The 13,233-nt window shown below is 33.2% G+C and carries 12 protein-coding genes and 1 pseudogene; 4 read left to right on the forward strand and 9 right to left on the reverse strand.

Annotation, left to right across the window (positions count from 1 at the left end):
• Window positions 1-7: 7 nt before the first annotated feature.
• From I567_RS12535 to I567_RS10745, 3 genes and pseudogenes are all read right to left on the reverse strand, one after another.
• Window positions 8-1,410: pseudogene (locus tag I567_RS12535) on the reverse strand (IS3 family transposase).
• An 82-nt stretch (window positions 1,411-1,492) separates the two neighbouring features.
• Window positions 1,493-3,163 (reverse strand): formate--tetrahydrofolate ligase, encoded by a 1,671-nt coding sequence (locus I567_RS10740; RefSeq protein ID WP_016252250.1) that lies wholly within the window; start codon window positions 3,161-3,163, stop codon window positions 1,493-1,495.
• 139 nt (window positions 3,164-3,302) lie between these two features.
• On the reverse strand, window positions 3,303-3,701 hold the full coding sequence (locus I567_RS10745; protein ID WP_016252251.1) for an EbsA family protein: 399 nt from the start codon (window positions 3,699-3,701) through the stop codon (window positions 3,303-3,305).
• Between the two features lie 66 nt (window positions 3,702-3,767).
• Between I567_RS10745 and I567_RS10750 the strand changes: the two genes are divergently transcribed.
• A complete protein-coding gene (locus I567_RS10750) occupies window positions 3,768-4,175 on the forward strand; it encodes a ribonuclease HI family protein (protein ID WP_016252252.1) in 408 nt (135 codons plus the stop codon).
• On the opposite strand, the gene cls is transcribed toward I567_RS10750, so the two are convergent.
• From cls to I567_RS10775, 5 genes are all read right to left on the reverse strand, one after another.
• Complete coding sequence (gene cls, locus I567_RS10755; RefSeq protein ID WP_016252253.1) at window positions 4,161-5,624, reverse strand: cardiolipin synthase; 1,464 nt, start codon at window positions 5,622-5,624, stop codon at window positions 4,161-4,163. The genes I567_RS10750 and cls overlap by 15 nt on opposite strands.
• A gap of 12 nt (window positions 5,625-5,636) precedes the next feature.
• Complete coding sequence (locus I567_RS10760; protein ID WP_018345247.1) at window positions 5,637-6,770, reverse strand: cation diffusion facilitator family transporter; 1,134 nt, start codon at window positions 6,768-6,770, stop codon at window positions 5,637-5,639.
• A gap of 4 nt (window positions 6,771-6,774) precedes the next feature.
• On the reverse strand, window positions 6,775-7,947 hold the full coding sequence (locus I567_RS10765; protein WP_016252255.1) for an MFS transporter: 1,173 nt from the start codon (window positions 7,945-7,947) through the stop codon (window positions 6,775-6,777).
• Window positions 7,948-8,059: 112 nt separating this feature from the next.
• Complete coding sequence (locus I567_RS10770) at window positions 8,060-8,785, reverse strand: GntR family transcriptional regulator (RefSeq protein ID WP_016252256.1); 726 nt, start codon at window positions 8,783-8,785, stop codon at window positions 8,060-8,062.
• Between the two features lie 240 nt (window positions 8,786-9,025).
• Window positions 9,026-9,499 carry a MerR family transcriptional regulator gene (locus tag I567_RS10775; RefSeq protein WP_016252257.1) on the reverse strand — a complete coding sequence of 158 codons (474 nt, stop codon included), beginning with the start codon at window positions 9,497-9,499 and terminating at the stop codon, window positions 9,026-9,028.
• A gap of 194 nt (window positions 9,500-9,693) precedes the next feature.
• On the opposite strand from I567_RS10775, the gene I567_RS10780 reads away from it, so the two are divergent.
• Both I567_RS10780 and I567_RS10785 read left to right on the forward strand, forming a co-directional pair.
• Window positions 9,694-11,160 (forward strand): MDR family MFS transporter, encoded by a 1,467-nt coding sequence (locus tag I567_RS10780; RefSeq protein WP_016252258.1) that lies wholly within the window; start codon window positions 9,694-9,696, stop codon window positions 11,158-11,160.
• Complete coding sequence (locus tag I567_RS10785; RefSeq protein WP_016252259.1) at window positions 11,160-11,792, forward strand: DUF4811 domain-containing protein; 633 nt, start codon at window positions 11,160-11,162, stop codon at window positions 11,790-11,792. Before I567_RS10780 ends, I567_RS10785 begins: the two co-directional genes overlap by 1 nt.
• Window positions 11,793-11,953: 161 nt before the next feature.
• Here the strand turns inward: I567_RS10785 and I567_RS10790 are convergent, their stop codons facing one another.
• Window positions 11,954-12,214, reverse strand: a complete 261-nt coding sequence (locus I567_RS10790) for a hypothetical protein (protein WP_016252260.1) — start codon at window positions 12,212-12,214, stop codon at window positions 11,954-11,956.
• Between the two features lie 211 nt (window positions 12,215-12,425).
• Here I567_RS10790 and I567_RS10795 point away from each other — a divergent pair, with 211 nt between their 5' ends.
• On the forward strand, window positions 12,426-13,190 hold the full coding sequence (locus I567_RS10795) for a putative ABC transporter permease (RefSeq protein WP_016252261.1): 765 nt from the start codon (window positions 12,426-12,428) through the stop codon (window positions 13,188-13,190).
• The last annotated feature ends 43 nt before the right edge of the window (window positions 13,191-13,233 follow it).

A 13,233-nucleotide genomic window follows, 5' to 3' on the forward strand; every position in this document is an offset into this window, starting at 1 on the left:
CTATTTTTTATGCAGTTTTTTGATTGAATTGACGAAACTCTACTGGGCTTTTCCAGTTAAGTTTTTCTTTGATTCTGTAATGATTATAATAATAAATATAGTTCTCAATGGCTTGGCGTAACTCATTTTGGCTTTGATAAACTTTTCCATAATACAATTCTTGTTTTAGAATACTGAAGAAATTTTCCATAGGAGAATTATCTAAACAAGTTCCTTTCCGAGACATACTTTGAAAGATACCATTATCCTTTAATGTTTGTACATAGCTGTTCATTTGGTACGCCCAACCTTGATCAGAGTGAAAGGTGCGACGATAGGGACAATCATTTGTTTGAGAGATTGCTTCTTCCAGACCTGCCATAACGGTTTTACCATTTGGTTGAGTTGAAAGGCTGTAGCTTAGAATTTCACGGTTATACATATCCATAAACGGGTCTAAATAGAGTTTCTTCTGACGAAGAATGCCTGTTTTATCTACTTCAAAGTATTTAAATTCAGTTGTATCTGTCGTGATTTTTTGATGAGAGACTGAAGTGTTGAATCTTCGATGAATCAAATTTTTAGCTACTTTCCCAACGGTTCCTTTATAGGAATTATATTTCCTAGATTTCTTGGTAAATGCTTTGACTTGTAACTGTAGCTTTTGCATTAATCGCTGTACTTTCTTTTTATTTACTGGATATCCACGTCGCTTTAACTCCTGTGTCATTCTTCTATAGCCATAATGTTGATGTTTCTTACGAATCACTTGAATTTCTTCTTCCAACTTTTGTGTTGAAGTAGTTCTGTCGAGGCGTTTTTGCCAGTACATATAAGTGGCTTTTGGAAACCCTAAGGTTTCCAAAATATCTTTTAATCGAAAGTGTCCTCGGAGGCTGTGAATAACTCGTGCGATTCGTTCATTTTTTGTTCGTCCTCTAAACGCAGCCTCCTCAATTTTTTTAAATAGGCATTCTCAATTTTTAACATTCTATTTTCTTTTTCTAGTTTCTCTAATCGAGAGAGTTCACTTGGTAATGGCTGGATGTCATTTCGTTTCTTCTAGGTCATTGTAGGTGGACGTCCTTTCTGTTTAGAGAGTCCATCTACACCAAGCTTACGATACGTTTTAAGCCAATACGCAATCAATGATGGATTGTTTATTTTAAGACAATTGGCTACTTCTTGATAGTACAACTCTGTTGTTAAATACAACTCTATCGCATCTAGCTTAAATTGAATAGAATAATTCTTGTTTTTTCGACTACGAAGTAGTCCTTCTTCACCAAGTTCTTTATAGGCATTAATCCATTTTTCTATTTGAGAATTCGTTTTAACCCCATACTTCTTTGCGAGAAACCATATACTTCCTTGACCAGATAAGTAGTCATGGACAAGTTTAAGTTTCAATTCAAAACTGTATTTTGCCATACAAAAAAAACCTCCAAAAGTTAGATTTTCAGGTCTAACTTTTTGGGGTCGGTACAAAGTACTAAATCACTCTTTATCGTTCTTAAAATAAACCAAGCGTATTTCCTTTTTCGTCAACATCCATATTTAAAGCTGCTGGTTTCTTAGGCAGTCCCGGCATCGTCATCACATCGCCTGTTAAAGCCACAATAAAACCAGCGCCTAATTTAGGTACAAATTCGCGAATATGAATTTCAAAGTCTTGTGGTGCACCCAATTTACTTGGATCATCTGAAAATGAATATTGGGTTTTTGCCATACAAACCGGCAATTTATCCCATCCTTCTTTTTTGAATGTAGCTAATTGATTTAAGGCTTTTTTCGAGAACGTTACTTGTTTTCCATGATAAATCTTTTGAACAATCGCTAAACATTTTTCTTCAATTGATTGCTCATCTTGATAAAGTCTTTGATAGTTCGATGGCTGCATATCGATTGTATCAACAAGGACTTGCGCTAATGCACGGCCACCTTTACCACCATCGGCCCAAACACTAGCTCTTGAAATGTTAACATCCATTTCTTGACAAAGTTTTTCTAAAGTTTCAAATTCTTTTTGGGTATCCGTCACAAATTCATTGATGGCAACGACAACTGGAATTTGATATTGTTGCATGTTTTGAATATGTTGTTTTAAATTAGCAAACCCCTTGATTACCGCGTCAACATTTTCTTCAGTTAAAGCAGTTTTATCAAGACCGCCGTGCATCTTTAATGCTCGAATTGTTGCGACAACTACAATCGCATCGGGTGCTTTGGATAAGTGGGGAACTTTGATATCTAAGAATTTTTCTGCTCCTAAATCAGCACCAAACCCTGCTTCAGTTATGACATAATCGGTTAATTTCAAAGCTGTTTGAGTAGCTAAAACACTATTACAGCCATGTGCAATATTCGCAAACGGTCCACCATGAACAAACGCTGGTGTGCCTTCAATCGTTTGCACTAAATTTGGTTTTAAGGCATCTTTTAATAATAAGGTTAAGGCGCCTTCAACCTTTAAATCTGCCACAGTGACCGCTTTACGTTGATAAGTATATCCAATCACGATATTGGCAAGCCTTGTTTTTAAATCTTGTAAATCAGTCGCTAAACATAAAATAGCCATGATTTCACTTGCTACAGTGATATCAAATCCATCTTGGCGTGGCACTCCTTGAATAGGACCACCTAGACCAACAACAACCTCACGTAAAGCGCGATCATTTAAATCGACTGCCCGTTTCCAAATCACTCTTCTAGTATCAATATTCAATTCATTTCCTTGATGAATGTGATTATCAATAAAAGCTGAAAGAGCATTATTGGCAGTTGTAATGGCATGCATATCACCTGTAAAATGCAAATTGATTTCTTCCATAGGTAATACTTGGGCATATCCACCACCTGCAGCCCCGCCTTTTACCCCCATCACAGGTCCTAAAGAAGGTTCACGCAAAGCAATCATCGCATTTTTGCCAATCTGATTTAAACCATCCGCTAAACCAATTGTAACAGTAGATTTTCCTTCACCAGCCGGCGTTGGATTAATCGCTGTTACTAAAATTAATTTTCCATCTTTATTTTGCTTTACTTTTTCGATGGTTTGATAATCAATTTTCGCTTTATATTTCCCATATAGTTCTAAATCATCAAAGGTTAGACCAATTCTTTCCGCAATTTCAACAATAGGTTTTAAAGTCGCAGCTTGAGCAATTTCGATATCAGTTTTCAATTTTTTTCTCCTTTAAATATATTTTCATGAATATTATAGACGATTTTAGGAAAAATATCAGCAAATAAATTGAACAAAACAAATGATTTTCAATAGAACGTTCGGATTTATATCGAAACAAAAAGATGACAGCTAAATTTTAATTTACATTAGCTGTCAATTCTTCAATATTTATTTGTTTTAAAAGTTTTTTTTGGTTCTTAGTTGAAATCTGGCATTCAAATGAGCCAAAATCACCTTTTAAAACCACATTACGCTGATTGATTTGACAATTAGAAATAGCAGATAAGGCGATTTCTTTCCTCTTCCAAATACGTGCATAGTAGATGATGAGCTTATCTTCATCAATAATCATGTAACGATGAAAACCAGAAAAGAATAAAATGATTCCTAGTCCCATGACAAGATTACTCGTTAAATAGGGCGCTGTGTTTTCTAGTGCTAATATCAAGCCATAAAATATAATTCCCAGTGCGACAGACCAAAAAATAATCATTTGTGATAATTCTGGTTGCCAAAAAATTTTTTGTTTCTTCATTGATTCTTCCTTACTTTTCCTTTAAAATTTATAGTACTTTATTTTAATTAGAAACGAGGGATAAATATGTTAAAAGTATACGTTGATGCTGCAAGTAAACCACAAACGCCTTATGGTGGAATTGGGATTGTCCTAAGTGAAAAAGAATTCTATCAACAAATTGCCATCCCTATCCAAGGCGACTTTGACAATCATGAATTAGAATTCCAAGCAGTCCTTTACGCGCTAGAAGAATGTTGCAAACATCACTTTCAAGATAAATTTATCAATATTTACTCAGATAGTAAAATTGTAGTCCAAACTTTAGAAAAAAACTACACGCGTAATGAAAAATTTAGTAAATATTTAACACTCATTAACGAAAAACTGACAACCTTCCAATTTGTCTTTTTTCATTGGATTAGCGATAGTCAAAATAAAGGCGCGGACAATCTAGCACGCCAAGGTTTACAAAAAGCACTAAAGAATCGGTGAAAGTAAACGAGAAAAACTTTGCTTAAATCGTAACCAATAGGATTGCTCAGCTATCATTTCATTCGTTAATAAGATACAACGTGTCATATCATCTTCAAAATGGCCAGTCAAAGTATCGACCACATCCCGATTATAAACAAAAGCACTTACTTCAAAATTTAAAGAATAAGAGCGAATATCCTGATTCGTTGTACCGAAACTCGCAATCGTATCATCCATAATAACCGTCTTAGCATGAATAAAACCTTTTTGATATAAATAGACTTTGACGCCTCTTTTTGTTAAATAATTAGCATAATACTGCGTAGCCCGATAAATAAATGGATGATCCGGCATACTCGGAATCATAATACGTACATCTATTCCTGATCTTACAGCAATCAATAAAGCATTAATCATCGTATCGTCCGGAATCAAGTATGGGGACTGCAGCCAAACACGTTTTTCAGCCGCTAAAATCATCTTAATAAAACCACCATGTAAGATTTCCTCAAAGTTTTCTGGACCATCTGCCACGATTTGCATACTGATATTGCGTTTTGGATCATAAGTCGGCAACTGGAAATACTCATCTACATAATCCATTTTATTGGCCTTTTTAATGGCTGAAGCATTCCAATCTCGAATAAATATTTCTTGTAAAGTAAAAACAGCTGTACCAAAAATTCTGCCATGAGTATCGCGCCATGGCCCAAATTTCTTACTCTTACCTAGGTATTGATCACCAACATTAAAACCACCCGTCCAGCCAATCACACTATCAATAACCACAATTTTGCGGTGTAAGTGATAATTTAAACGCGTTTTTTTAATTAAGTTGCGTGAAGTGATAAATGGAACCACTTGGCCACCTGCATCAATTAACGGTTTGAAAAAGCGCATATTGACATTGCCTCCCCAAGGATCAAATATCAAGCGTACCTCTATACCCTCGTTAGCCTTTGAAACCAATAAGTCTCTTAATTGGGTACCTATCTGATCTTTAAAAATAGCGTAATACTCAATATGGATATGGTGTTTAGCTTGCCTGATATCTTTAAATAAGTATTCAAACTTAGTATAACCGTCCGTATAAAACGCTATATCATTTCCTTTAGAAAGTGGCGATTCTTCTGTATTTCTAAAGTAGTTTTTTAAAAGATTAGATTCCGGGGTTTTAACCGTTTGATGATATTGTAAATTATATTCCTGAATGGAACGATTAATTTCTGTAATTCTGCCTTGATATTTTTCCGTGTACTTATAAACAATCTCCCCATCAATTCCCCGACCGCAAAACAAATAAAGTAAGAATCCAAATCCTGGAATAAATACTAAAGTCATCATCCAAGCAAAGATACTTGCAATGGAACGCGGCTTTCTGAATATGGTAATAAAAGCCCCAATTGTATTAATCGCAATAAAAAACACCGAAACTTGAAAAAGAATATCAAATTCTTTGGCAAACATCTTCTTGTCTCCTTATAATAAATAATTATGGTCAAAAATGATTTCAACTTGATGATTTGGAAATTCCTGATTTACTTTTTTAGTCAGAATTGCTTCTAAAAACTCATCAGTGAAAGGAAAATTTAAAGGAATGACTAAATCAAAACAAATACGATTTTTTTCCAAGCGTAAATCATGCATCCTTAGTTGCCCATCGATTTCTGCTAGTTCATTTTTAATCAGCTGTCTTAAACGAATATGGGTTTGATTGTCAATTGGCACTGGATCTAAATGACAAACAAGTTCCACATCTAACTCATCTTTAAATGTTCGCTCAATACCATCAATAATATCATGTGCCTGATTCAAGGTTAATTTTTCGTCCACCTCTATATGAACGGAGGCAAAACGATTTTTAGGACCATAAGAATGAACGAGTAAATCATGAAACCCTACGATATCCTCACATGCTTGCAAACACTGCTCCATTTTCTCAATTTCTTCTTGTTTTGGCCGACTCCCCAATAATACATCCATAAATTCCGTAATCATTTGGTAGCCAGAATAAAGAATATAAATGGCTAAAGCAAAACCAAAATAACCATCTATCCGCCAAGAAGTTACCCATTGAACAGCAGCTGAGATTAACACAATCAAGGTAGTGTAAACATCATTTAAACTATCTTGACTGGTTACCATTAATGCATTGGACTTAATCATTTTTCCAAAATAACGGTACATCAATACTTGCAGGATTTTAATCACTATGGAAAGCACTAAAACAAAAAAAACAATCGGTGATAGCTTAATAGCGACCGGATGAATGATTTTTTGGACTGAACTTTCCAAAAACTTAAAGCCTACAAATAAAACTAATATCGAAACAATCAAACCACTCACATATTCAAAACGTTCATGCCCATATGGATGCTCTTTATCTGCCGGTTTGCCAGCTATTTTAAAACCAACTAAAGTTAATAGAGAAGAAATAGTATCCGATAAACTATTAATTGCATCTGCCATAATAGAAACCGAATGCGCAAAAACCCCTATCAAAAACTTTCCGATAAAAAGGACAAAATTACTGATTAAACCTAAAATACCAGCTAATATTCCAATTTGATTGCGGTTGTATTTTTGTCCAATATTTTCACACAGTTTCATCATATGCCTACTCTCTATTTTGTGATTTACGAATAAATAAAGATAAAATACCAGTAATTAATAATATGCTAGCAGAAATATAATATGGAAAATGTTGGTTTATATCAAATAACGCACCAGAAGCTACAGGGCCGATAATATTCCCAAAACTTGTAAATGTCGAATTTAAGCCATTAATCGTTCCTTGATTTTCACCAGCGATTTTTGATAGATAAGTCGTCACTGCAGGTCTGAATAAATCAAATGCTAAAAAGACCACAAAAGTCGCGATAACAAATATGGTTGAGTTTTTTGTAAAAGCAATGATAAAAATAAAAATTGCACTTACAAAAAAGGTAATTTGAATTAAACCAATCTCTGAAATTTTTCGAATAATATGATCAAATAAAAATAATTGGAAAAATAATGCGAGAATGCCACTTACTGTAATTATAACAGCAATTTGAGCAGGATTAAAGCCAAAAATAATCGTTGTCATAATTGTATAAATACTTTCAAAAGCTTGTAAGCCAAAGGAGGAAATAAATATAATGATAAAAATAAATAAAACTCCTGGCTTAGTAAGAAACTCTCGCACAATTTCTTTAGCATTTGTATTTTGAGAAGACTTTTTGAATTGAATATCATGATGTGGTTCAATCAAGATACTTTGTGTTAACAGACAGCCAACGATTGCAATCATACCTGCTACAAAGAATGGTACACGATGACCAAGACTTGCCAGTACCCCACCAATTCCAGGACCAATAATAAATCCGCCGCTAATTGCAGCAGAAACATACCCCATTGCTTTAGGTCGTTGCTCAACAGTTGTCATATCCGCCACAAATGCAGTAACCGCAGGCATTAATAACGCAGCGGCCACACCACCTAAGCCACGAGATAAATAAAAAATGTATTTATCATTAGCAAATCCAAAAATAAATTCTGAAATAGCAAATAAAGACATTCCAAGCACAATCATCTTTTTGCGGCCAAGTTTGTCAGATAAATAGCCCATAATCGGGGAAGCAAGCAATTGAGTGATTGAAAATACAGACAACATCATGCCCATAATTGTCCCATTAAAATGCATATCCTCCATCAATAAAGGCATCACTGGAATAACTAATCCTACCCCAGTAAAAATTAAAAATAAATTACTAATGGCAATAATCAACATTAAATTCTTTTTTTCCAACTAATCATCTCCCAATTCTATAGATGTTTCTATTTTACTAAATGATAGAAATATTGAACAGTAAAAACAAAAAAGAAATAGCTGATTCACGAAAACTCATTGTGAACAGCTATTATTCAATGACATGATTAGAAATTAATTGTCCTTTATCATATCGATATCTTAATTGTGAAAATTCAAAAGGTCGTCCATCTTTTAAACTTACGACTTGCTCGACTTCTAATACGGGATCAGCCTCTTGACAATCTAAAAAATCATGATCATATTGGTCAGAACGATCGGCTTTTATTTTACGTAAGGCAGAACCAATCTTAAGTGATAAGGAATTCGAAATATAATCATATAATGACTTTTCAACCACTGATTGATCAAGGTTTTTTACAATATTTACAGGCATAATAATATACTCTAGTCTAAAAGGTTGTGAATTCAAGTATCTTAATCTAATAATATCATAGACGCGACTACCCTCAGGTAATTCCAGTTTTTCACACTCATCATCATCGGCTTGCCTGACATGAAAAGAAATAACTTTATTATTAATATCCATGATTCCTTTAAACTTAGCTGTTAATCCAATGCATTCATTAATATTAGATTGCATAATGGAAGATTGTTTATTTTCAGTCTTAACAAAAGTGCCATTTCCTTTTTTTACATACACATAACCCTCAGTAATTAATATTTGAATAGCTTTTTGAATCGTTAAACGACTTGTTTGATAGGAAGCAGCTAATTCAATTTGTTTTGGAAGAGGGTCACCAGGCGTAAATTCGCCATCTTCAATTCTGCTAATTAAATCCTCTGCCACCCGATGGTAGTAACCTGATCTTGACATACTACTGAACCCCTCCTTGACAGATATATTTAAGCTTACTATAATTCTTTCAAAGAAAGTGCATCGAAACAAAAAAACACATGTAAATTTATGAACAAATAATATTAAAAGAACATCATCATATTTACTCTTCAATATCATTATACTAAATTAAACATAAAAATCTAGTTAAAAGCGTTAAAAATCAAAGTCACATTTATGAACTTGACAGAAAACAATATTTATATGACTTCTTTCTTGTTATGGATTCAAAAAATTTTTCAAGCTTTTATCTGAAGTATCGTTAATAACAAAAGTTGTTAATTGATTACTACTTTGGTCAAATTTCACAACAAAATACGTTTCTACATTTTCAATCGGTCCAAAAATAATAAAAACAACATTATTATCTAATACTTTCAGTTGAATTGCTCCTTGTTTAAATAGTTGTTGAAAGGAACGGACTAAGGTAAATTTTTGTTCTGCCTTCTCAACTGCTTTACTTAAAGAATCCCCTTGATCCATATAATTTTTTATAAGCTGGACTTTTACAACCATAAATAAACGATATTTTCTCGCAACCGGATTTCCAGACTTTTCTTCCACACTTTGAATATATCCCTTTTGTTCCCAATATCGTAACTGTCTTGGCGAAAGGTTGCACATTTTACTTAATTCACTAATCCCCACCAATACATTATCATTTGCAAAAATTTGTTTAAGAAAATCACTCATTTTTCCTCCATTATTCATCAAAAAATATATTATTTTAAAATGTTGTTTTAAGTAAATATTTTCTTAATATTTTTCTTCTCTCACATAATATTTTAGAAACTGCAACATAAATGTCAAGTTAGTTGACAATTTTTCGGATTCAGAATATATTAATTTTTGTCATTTTGAAAATTTCAAGAAAGTGAGTGAATTTCATGAAAGATTTTACTGCAGTTGATATCTATGGTAAAAAATATAACCGCGGTTTATTAGTTGTCGTTTTATTGATTGGTACCTTTTGTACAGTATTGAATCAAACCTTACTTGCAACTGCTTTTCCAACATTAATGAAAGAATTTGATATCAGCGCTTCAACCGTTCAATGGTTAACCACTGGCTTTTTATTAGTAAACGGGATTATGATTCCAGTCAGCGCTTGGTTAATCAATTCTTTTAGTTCTAAAAAATTATATATTAGTGCAATGACTACCTTTTTAATAGGAACAATCATATGTTTTCTTGCCCAAAATTTTTCTGTTCTATTAATAGGTAGATTAATTCAAGCTATTGGTGTTGGGCTGTCCATGCCACTATTACAAAACATTATGCTAACAATCTTCCCGCCTGAAAAACGTGGTTCAGCAATGGGAATGGCCGGAATCGTTATCGGCTTAGCTCCAGCATTGGGCCCAACATTATCAGGATGGATTATTGATCATTATTCATGGCGTGATTTGTTTGGCATGGTTATTCCAATTGTTATTTTAGTTTTAGTACTAGCCTTATTCTTTATGAAAAGTGTCATTGAACTGACCCATCCTAAAATTGATACTATTTCTGCTATACTATCTACTATTGGCTTTGGTAGTTTACTTTATGGTTTTTCAAGTGTAGGTGATAAAGGTTGGCTAAGTAAAGAAGTATTAGGTTTCTTAATTATTGGTATCATCTTTATCTTCTTATTTTCTAAACGCCAATTAAAAATTGAACATCCATTTTTAGAATTACGCGTATTTAAATCGAAAATCTTTACAATTGCTGCTGTTTTAGCTGGGGTTACCAACATGGCGATGATTGGTGCTGAGATGGTCTTACCTTTATATATTCAAAATATTCGTGGAGAGAGCGCCTTTCATTCTGGGCTAATGTTGTTACCTGGAGCCTTAGTAATGGGTTTAATGATGCCAATAACTGGGGCAATATTCGACAAACGCGGCGCTAGAAAATTAGCGATTACGGGTATGTTCATTTTAACCAGTGCAACCTTACCTTTTGCCTTTTTAACAAGTAAAACTTCAGTCATAGTAATAGTTGTCTTGTACGCCATTCGAATGTTTGGTATTTCAATGGTAATGATGCCAGTAACAACCTCTGGAATGAATGCTTTACCTGCCCACTTAATTAGTCATGGTACAGCTGTCAACAATACTTTTAGACAAGTCGCTAGTTCCATTGGTACAGCCATTTTAATTAGTGTATTAACAAATGTAACTAAAAATAATTTACCAACAAAATCTATATTAGAAGCAACACCTCTAGCTTATAAAGATCAAGCTATCAACGCTACACTCTCGGGATATCACGCAGCTTTCTTAGTAGCGGTCATCTTTGGCTTCATCGGTTGGTTAATTACTTTTACATTAGCTAAAAAGAAAAACTATGTACAAGGAGGAGATAAATAATGCTACTTATCTTATTAGTCTTAAGTGTCATACTTTTCGCCATAAGTAATGTCTTTGCAAGTAATAAATGGCAAATCGGACTGTCCTTTGTATTTGGCTTTATTTTTATTGCTTCCTTAACTTTAGTAACACTTAATGTCACCCACCACTTTGGTATGAAACAAGAAGTAATCACCAAAAAAGTTGAATTACAATCATCTGTGGCACAAAGCCAGATGCCAATCTTGTTGTATCAAGGTTTAGGTGATGGAACTGAAAAAGTGTATCTTTATCGAACAGATGAGCAACAAAAGAAACCCAAAGCAACAAATACTGATAAGGTAAAAAATGTTGTTAAACCTATAGACGGCACTAAAGCCTATCTGACCAATAAGAAAAAACAATGGGTCTATAAAAATAGCTTTTATCGATTTCTGTTTAATATCGCGGATAATAACCATGAATACATCAAACAGACAAACGAATTTTACTTACCTGCTTCTTGGGTTACTTTAAGTGTCAAACAAGCAAAAGCACTAGAAGAACAAGTAAAAAAGAATCAAGCAAAAATGGCTAAAGAAGTCCAGGCATATGTCATGAAAAAAATGAAAGAAGCAATCCTAACTAATCTGCAAATGGATGAAGTGGCTTAAAAACAATTAAGTGAAAAATTCCAAAAAGAATATCAATCAAAAGCCATCGCTGAAATCATTCAAAAAGTAAAAAATGAAAAATAAACAAAACCTTCAAGAATGCATTCCCTACATCATTCTTGGAGGTTTCTTTTCAATTAAAAATTTTTCCGTTTATTCTTCTACTGTAACGCATGTAAGATTTGTATAAAATAATCATCTGGAGATTGCTGTACTGGATTATCTACTTGATTCACAAACTCAAAACAATCAATAAGCTCTACGTTATTCCATCTTGCTTTATTTTCTTTATTGAACGAAAAATCATTCAATTCATAATATCGTACTGCATCAGGAGAAGCTGGTTCATTCGCACTAGTAATCGAATACTCTGAAAATTGGTTAACTGGATATTGCATATGAATCACCTTCCTTTTAATCATCTCTGCCCTCTCAAGATTATTTTACCACAAAATTTGTTATTTGTTAAATGAATCAATCACTATGGAAACCTGAACCTTTACTTATTAGCTTATGTTTATTATTCTTGTTTTTTTATATCTTGTTATAATATTGTATATTATCTACACAATTCATATTTTTTGTATTATCATAGAGTTAAATATAAATAAAAATGAGTGGAGGTACTAGTGAATGATTAAAATATTTTCTATTGTTGTTTTACTATTCTTTGCGTATTCTTTTATCGGCTGGCTTTGGGAAACAATTTACTGCTCTTTTAATGCCCGTCATTTTGTTTATCGTGGATTTTTATTAGGTCCCATAACACCAATTTACGGATTTGGTATTCTAGGGGTGCTCTATTTTGTCGACCCTTATCAGAAAAATATTTTCGTCTTATTTTTCGTTTCAGCAATCTTAGTTAGTTTATTAGAATATGTGACAAGTTTCTTGCTAGAAAAATTATTTTCATTATCATTGTGGGATTACAATGATGTTCCTTTAAATATTAATGGTAGAGTTGCTGTCCCTGTTTCGATATTTTGGGGAATTTGTTGTGTATTTATTGTCAAAGTTGTCCAACCTTGGATGCTTGATCATGCATTATTAGCCTATCAAAAATATTCAGTCTTTCTTCCTATTCTCTTAATTGCGATTACATCCTGGGATTTTGGTTATACTTTAGCTAATCTTGCTAGCTTTACAAAAGCAGTTAAGGAAATTAACGAAAGAATGGAAAACAAAAAACAAGAGCTTGGTAAAGAATTCAGCTTATTTAGACAAGATACTGAAAAATTATCTCATCTATTATTTGATGAAACGAAACGTGAAATGCCAAAACTTAATTTCCAAGAAAAACGTCTATTCCTTTCCTTCCCACATATGAAATTCAAAAAACTGAAAGATGCATCTAGTACAAAAGATATTAAAGATATTTTGCGATATTTTAACAAATAAGCTAAAAAGCGAAGGCTGCGAATTTGCGCCTTCGCTTTTGTTT

Source organism: Enterococcus cecorum DSM 20682 = ATCC 43198, assembly GCF_000407565.1.
Lineage (GTDB): Bacteria > Bacillota > Bacilli > Lactobacillales > Enterococcaceae > Enterococcus_E > Enterococcus_E cecorum.

Bases quoted from the DNA above. Each gene is read 5' to 3' on its own strand.
- I567_RS10770 (WP_016252256.1), bottom strand. From the start codon at position 8,785: ATGTCAAGATCAGGTTACTACCATCGGGTGGCAGAGGATTTAATTAGC.
- I567_RS10795 (WP_016252261.1), top strand. From the start codon at position 12,426: ATGATTAAAATATTTTCTATTGTTGTTTTACTATTCTTTGCGTATTCT.
- I567_RS10745 (WP_016252251.1), bottom strand. From the start codon at position 3,701: ATGAAGAAACAAAAAATTTTTTGGCAACCAGAATTATCACAAATGATT.
- I567_RS10780 (WP_016252258.1), top strand. From the start codon at position 9,694: ATGAAAGATTTTACTGCAGTTGATATCTATGGTAAAAAATATAACCGC.
- I567_RS10750 (WP_016252252.1), top strand. From the start codon at position 3,768: ATGTTAAAAGTATACGTTGATGCTGCAAGTAAACCACAAACGCCTTAT.
- cls (WP_016252253.1), bottom strand. From the start codon at position 5,624: ATGTTTGCCAAAGAATTTGATATTCTTTTTCAAGTTTCGGTGTTTTTT.
- I567_RS10785 (WP_016252259.1), top strand. From the start codon at position 11,160: ATGCTACTTATCTTATTAGTCTTAAGTGTCATACTTTTCGCCATAAGT.
- I567_RS10790 (WP_016252260.1), bottom strand. From the start codon at position 12,214: ATGATTAAAAGGAAGGTGATTCATATGCAATATCCAGTTAACCAATTT.
- I567_RS10760 (WP_018345247.1), bottom strand. From the start codon at position 6,770: ATGATGAAACTGTGTGAAAATATTGGACAAAAATACAACCGCAATCAA.
- I567_RS10775 (WP_016252257.1), bottom strand. From the start codon at position 9,499: ATGAGTGATTTTCTTAAACAAATTTTTGCAAATGATAATGTATTGGTG.